The organism is Xanthobacter sp. BG11Y11_SDJG (genome assembly GCF_057364445.1).
In genome coordinates, this window is record NZ_JBNFNU010000332.1 from 1 (window position 1) to 4,769 (window position 4,769).

At 70.9% G+C, this 4,769-nt stretch carries 5 protein-coding genes and 1 pseudogene; 5 read left to right on the forward strand and 1 reads right to left on the reverse strand.

Features of this window, described 5'->3' with window-relative positions; genetic code table 11:
- Window positions 1-708: pseudogene (locus tag AC2W7M_RS20010) on the reverse strand (alanine racemase); the annotation flags it as partial.
- Between the two features lie 356 nt (window positions 709-1,064).
- Here AC2W7M_RS20010 and AC2W7M_RS20015 point away from each other — a divergent pair.
- The 5 genes from AC2W7M_RS20015 to AC2W7M_RS20035 all read left to right on the forward strand — a co-directional run.
- Window positions 1,065-1,514, forward strand: a complete 450-nt coding sequence (locus AC2W7M_RS20015; RefSeq protein ID WP_486134346.1) for a hypothetical protein — start codon at window positions 1,065-1,067, stop codon at window positions 1,512-1,514.
- On the forward strand, window positions 1,504-2,181 hold the full coding sequence (locus tag AC2W7M_RS20020) for a ribonuclease T2 family protein (RefSeq protein ID WP_486134348.1): 678 nt from the start codon (window positions 1,504-1,506) through the stop codon (window positions 2,179-2,181). The genes AC2W7M_RS20015 and AC2W7M_RS20020 overlap by 11 nt, the downstream gene beginning before the upstream one ends.
- A 13-nt stretch (window positions 2,182-2,194) precedes the next feature.
- Window positions 2,195-3,043 carry a 23S rRNA (adenine(2030)-N(6))-methyltransferase RlmJ gene (locus AC2W7M_RS20025; RefSeq protein WP_486134350.1) on the forward strand — a complete coding sequence of 283 codons (849 nt, stop codon included), beginning with the start codon at window positions 2,195-2,197 and terminating at the stop codon, window positions 3,041-3,043.
- Window positions 3,044-3,055: 12 nt separating this feature from the next.
- Window positions 3,056-4,003 (forward strand): hypothetical protein, encoded by a 948-nt coding sequence (locus AC2W7M_RS20030; RefSeq protein ID WP_486134352.1) that lies wholly within the window; start codon window positions 3,056-3,058, stop codon window positions 4,001-4,003.
- A gap of 114 nt (window positions 4,004-4,117) precedes the next feature.
- On the forward strand, window positions 4,118-4,769 hold a 652-nt coding region (locus AC2W7M_RS20035; RefSeq protein ID WP_486134354.1), incomplete at its 3' end, for a glutathione S-transferase N-terminal domain-containing protein.

A 4,769-nucleotide genomic window follows, 5' to 3' on the forward strand; every position in this document is an offset into this window, starting at 1 on the left:
CCCACGTCGAGCGCGGCGATCGGCACGCGCGCCGCCTCGCGCCACCTCGGCGGCGGTGGCGACCGCGCGTTCGTAGGTCGCCGCGTCCTCCACCTGGCTGCCCACGTGGAAGCAGATGCCGCACTTGATGCCGAGGCCGTCGATGCGCTGCAGCAGCTCGGCCGCGTGCCCCGGCGCGGCGCCGAACTTCTTCGACAGCTCGTACGCCGCCTCGCCCTTGGAGGCGATGCGCACGAACAAGGTCAGGTCCTCAGGGTCGAGGTCGAGAGCGCGCACGATGCGCACGATCTTCGCCACCTCGTCCTCGTGGTCGAGGGCGGTGACGCGGATGCGGTAGTGCTCCAGAGCAAGGCGGATGTCCGCCTGCGCCTTCACCGGGTGCATGTAGAGCAGCTCGGCCTCGGGCGCGACCGCGCGCACGGCGCCAAATTCGTGCGGGCTCGCCACGTCGAAGGCGGTGACGCCGGCGCGGGCCAGCGTCTCCAGCACCATGGGCTCGTCATTGGTCTTCACCGCATAGGCGGTGCGGCCGGGAAAGGCGTCGAGAAAGGCGCGGGCATCGGCGGCGAGCACCGAGGGCCGGAAGCAATAGACCGGATGGTCGGGCCGCAGTTCCAGCGCCGCCTCGCGGCCCGAGGAGAAGCGCGGCAGCGGCCGGGCCGCGGCCTCGGAGCGGCGGCCGTCGGGGGCGGAGCGGAACGAGGTCATGGCGGTCTCCCTGCGTCAGTGCCCGCACCGGCCGGCGGCGGCGGCGCCATCATGCCTCATGGACGGGCATTCGGGCGACGGCGCGGCACGCCGGTCTGAATCGCGCGCGCTTTTCTCCCCCGGTGTGTCCCGCCTGCGTCTTCGACGGACGGCGGACCGCCCGCCCCATCGTCCGGCCGGGAGCGGGGTGCGTGCGGGCGCCCCATTGGCGTTGGCGCGCCGTGGCGCGCCTTCAGGACGAAGGGATGCCGCGCGTGGGCGCGCTCCCGCCATACGGGTGGAGAGGATCAATGGCCGATCGGGTGCGCGGTTCAGTTCCGGCGACCGCGGGCATGCGCCGCCGGGGCCTCGTTGGCATGATGGCCGCCGCCTTCGCGGTGCTGGCTTTGCTCGCCGTCGCCGCGCCGCACGCGCGCGCCGCGAGCCTGCTGGAGAAGAATTTCTGGCTCTCCGGGCCCAATTACAGCGGCATCGTGCCCGCCTGCGACGAGCGGGAGGCGTTGAACCTGATCGCCATGCGCTTCTCCGAGACCGAGCGCATGTACTGGAACTCGAACCTCGCCATCACCGGGCTGGACAAGATCAGCGAGATCGCCTTCCGCCCCTGGGGCCCGGAATACCAGCCGCGCCGCTATTGCAGCGCCCGCGTCTTCACCTCCGACAACAAGCACCGCGCCATCTACTACTCCATCATCGAGGATGGCGGCTTCATCGGCGCCTCCTGGGGCGTGGAATGGTGCATCGTCGGCCTCGACCGCAACTACGCCTACGCGCCCTCCTGCAAGATGGCGCGCCGTGAGCCATGAGGGCGTGCGCCGCCTCGCCGCGGCGCTCCTCGGCGCGCTGCTCCTCGCCGGCCTCGCGCCGGCGGGAGCCTCGGCCCAGCAGGACGTTCCGGGCCGGTTCGACTTCTATGTGCTCTCTTTGTCCTGGTCGCCCACCTGGTGCGAGGACCAGGGCGCCGAGGCGGACCGCGAGCCCCAATGCTCCCGCGCCCGGCCGTTCGCCTTCGTGGTGCATGGTTTGTGGCCACAATATGCGCGCGGCTTCCCGCAATATTGCGTGCGCCCCGCCCCGTTCGTGCCCAACGACCTCTTGCGCGCCATGACCGAGGTGATGCCGAGCCGCGGCCTCGTGCTGCACCAGTGGCGCAAGCACGGCACCTGTTCCGGCCTCGGCGCGCAGGGCTATTTCGACCTGGTGCGGCGCGCCAAGGCCAAGGTGGCAATCCCGGCCGAGTTCCAGGGGCTCAACACCTATCGCATGGTGGCGCCGCAGGAGGTGGAGGCCGCCTTCCGCGCCGCCAATCCGGGCCTCGCGCCGGACATGATCTCGGTGGACTGCGACAGCCGCCGCCTGCGCGAGGTGCGGATCTGCATGGGCCGCGATCTCGCCTTCATGGCCTGCCCCGAGGTCGACCGGCGCGCCTGCCGCCTGAACAAGGTGGTGATGCCGCCGGTGCGCGGCGGCTGAGCCCGGCGCGACGATGAACTATCAGCACGCCTTCCATGCCGGCAACGGCGCCGATGTGGTGAAGCACGCCGCGCTGGCCCTGATCCTGTCCTATCTCAACCGCAAGGATGCGCCCTACCGGGTACTCGACACCCATGCGGGTGCCGGCCTCTACGATCTCGGCGGCGCCAACGCCCAGCGCACCAAGGAGGCGGAGGACGGCATCGAGAAGGTGCTCGCCGCCGATCTGCCCGCGCGCGCCGCCGCCCTGCTCGCGCCCTATCTCGACGCGGTGCGCGCGCTCCGGGCGGACGGCAGCCGCCGCTATCCCGGCTCGCCGGCGCTCGCTCTGGCGCTGGGGCGGCCGCAGGACCGATTCCTGTTCTGCGAGACCAACCGCGAGGAACGGGCAAAGCTCGAAAAGCGCGTAGGCGCGGACCCGCGCGCCAAGATCCTGCCGCAGGATGGCTGGCAGGCGATCACCGCCCACCTGCCGCCGCGCGAGCGGCGCGGCCTGGTGCTGGTGGACCCGCCGTTCGAGGAGCCGGGCGAGTTTCAGAGGCTGGCGGAGGGCCTCGCCGCCGCCCACCGGCGCTTCGCCACCGGCATCGTCATGCTGTGGTACCCCATCAAGGACCTGAAGGCGGTGGATGCCTTCCGCCGCGAGGTGGCGCAGGCACGGCTGCCGAAGACGCTGAAGGTGGAGGTCGACTTCGCCGAGGTGCGGCGGCTCGACACGCTGTCGGGCTCCGGGCAGATCATTCTCAACCCGCCGTTCACGCTGGCGGACGACCTGCGCACCGTGCTCAACGCGCTGGCGCCGATCATTTCACGGGACGGGAAGGGGCGGGTGCGGGTATCCTGGCTCACCGGCGAACAGTGAAAGGGAACGCACATGAGGGCAGTGGCGTGGCTGCGGATTTCGCTTCTCGCCTGCGGGCTCGCCATGGCCTTGGCCGGTCCCGCGGCGGCAGCCTGGGCACCCGCGCCATTCGCGCCTGAACTCGGCAGCCGCTGGCTCGTGGTGGTGGAGGACAACACCATCGACGCCGCCCGCTCCACCACGCGCACCATCACCTACAAGTTCGACCTCAGATATGTGTCCCGTGAGGGCGATGGCTACCGCATCTCCTACATGCTGATGGATGCCGGCGTGACCGGAAATGCCCCTTCGGTCATGGTGGCGCGCGGCGCGGTCGAGGCGCTGCGCGGCGTCATCGTGCGCGCCGTCACCGATGCCGCCGGCCGGCCGCTGCGGGTGGAGAACGAGGAGGCGGTCCGCAATTCCCTGCGCGGGCTCAGTTCCCGCTTCCTCATTCCCTACCGCGGCAACCCGCAGCTCACCCAATTGCTGAACGAAGTCTTCGAGCATTTGCTCGCCGCCACCGGTCCGGACGCCGTGGAAGCCTTCCTCGATCCTCTGCCGCTGCTGTCGAGCGCGCAGAACACCACCCTCCAGCCGGGCGTTGAGCGCAGCGCCAAGAGCGACCTGCCGAGCCCCTTCGGCGGCACCATCTCCAGCCTCAAGGTGACGCGGCTGGGACCCGACCCCCAGCCTGCGGCCTACGCGGTGGTGGAGACCGAGACCTTCGACGAAGCATCGGTGAAGGCCGCCGTAGCCGCCCTTACCGAACGCCTCTCACCGGCCGCCGGGCCGAGCGGCGCCGACATCCGCGCCGCATTGCCCGAGATCAAGCTTGCGGTCACCAAGACCCGCACGGTCGAGGTGAAGAACGGCATCGCCCGCGCCGCCCGCACGGAGGAAGTGACGCGGGGCAAGGCCGGAAACGTGAACGCCGAGCGCACCCGCACGGTCAACGTCACCGTCATCTCCCTTCCCTGAGGCTGCGCGCGAAAGGCGCGAACAGCGGTAGCAGGCGGCGCGCGATCCCCTTATGCTGCGCCGGCCCTCCCGGCGTTCCGCCGGCCGCCAACGAATGACAGGAAGCGCCTACCGATGCTGCTGCGTCTGTCCCCCACGTCGCCCTTCGCCCGCAAGGTCCGCCTCGCCGCCGCAATCCTGCAGATCCCGCTCGAGGAACGCATGGCGGACACCGCCGACAGCGCCGACAGCCTGAGGATCGAGAACCCGCTCGGCAAGATCCCGACCCTGATCGCCGACGACGGCGAGACCTATTTCGACAGCCGCGTGATCCTGGCCTATCTCGACCATGTGGCCGGCGGCGGGCGGATCATCCCGTCCGACCCCAAGGCGCGGCTCGACGCCATGCGCCTGGAGGCGCTGGCCGACGGGCTCATGGATGCGGGTGTGCTGGTGCTCTATGAGAGCCGCTTCCGCCCCGAGGAGCGGCATGAGCCGCGCTGGCTCGACTATCAGAAGGGCAAGATGGCGCGTGCCGTGGACGCCCTGGAGAAGCTCGCGCCGCCTGCCTCGGAGGTGAACAACGGCACCCTCGCTCTGGCCTGCGCCCTGGGCTTCCTCGACTTCCGCTTCGGCGGCGAGTGGCGCGGGGACCATCCGCGCCTCGTCGCCTTCCAGGAGCCTTCGCAGCCGCCTCCTCCGCTTCGCGGAGACCGCGCCGAAGGCCTGACGGCGCGGCCTCCCCGACATGGCGCCACGCCCGCGGCGCGATCGAAGCCGATCGCCG

Excerpts from the sequence above, each read along its gene's own strand:
- AC2W7M_RS20015 (WP_486134346.1), top strand. The coding sequence starts at position 1,065 with ATGATGGCCGCCGCCTTCGCGGTGCTGGCTTTGCTCGCCGTCGCCGCG.
- AC2W7M_RS20025 (WP_486134350.1), top strand. The coding sequence starts at position 2,195 with ATGAACTATCAGCACGCCTTCCATGCCGGCAACGGCGCCGATGTGGTG.
- AC2W7M_RS20030 (WP_486134352.1), top strand. The coding sequence starts at position 3,056 with ATGAGGGCAGTGGCGTGGCTGCGGATTTCGCTTCTCGCCTGCGGGCTC.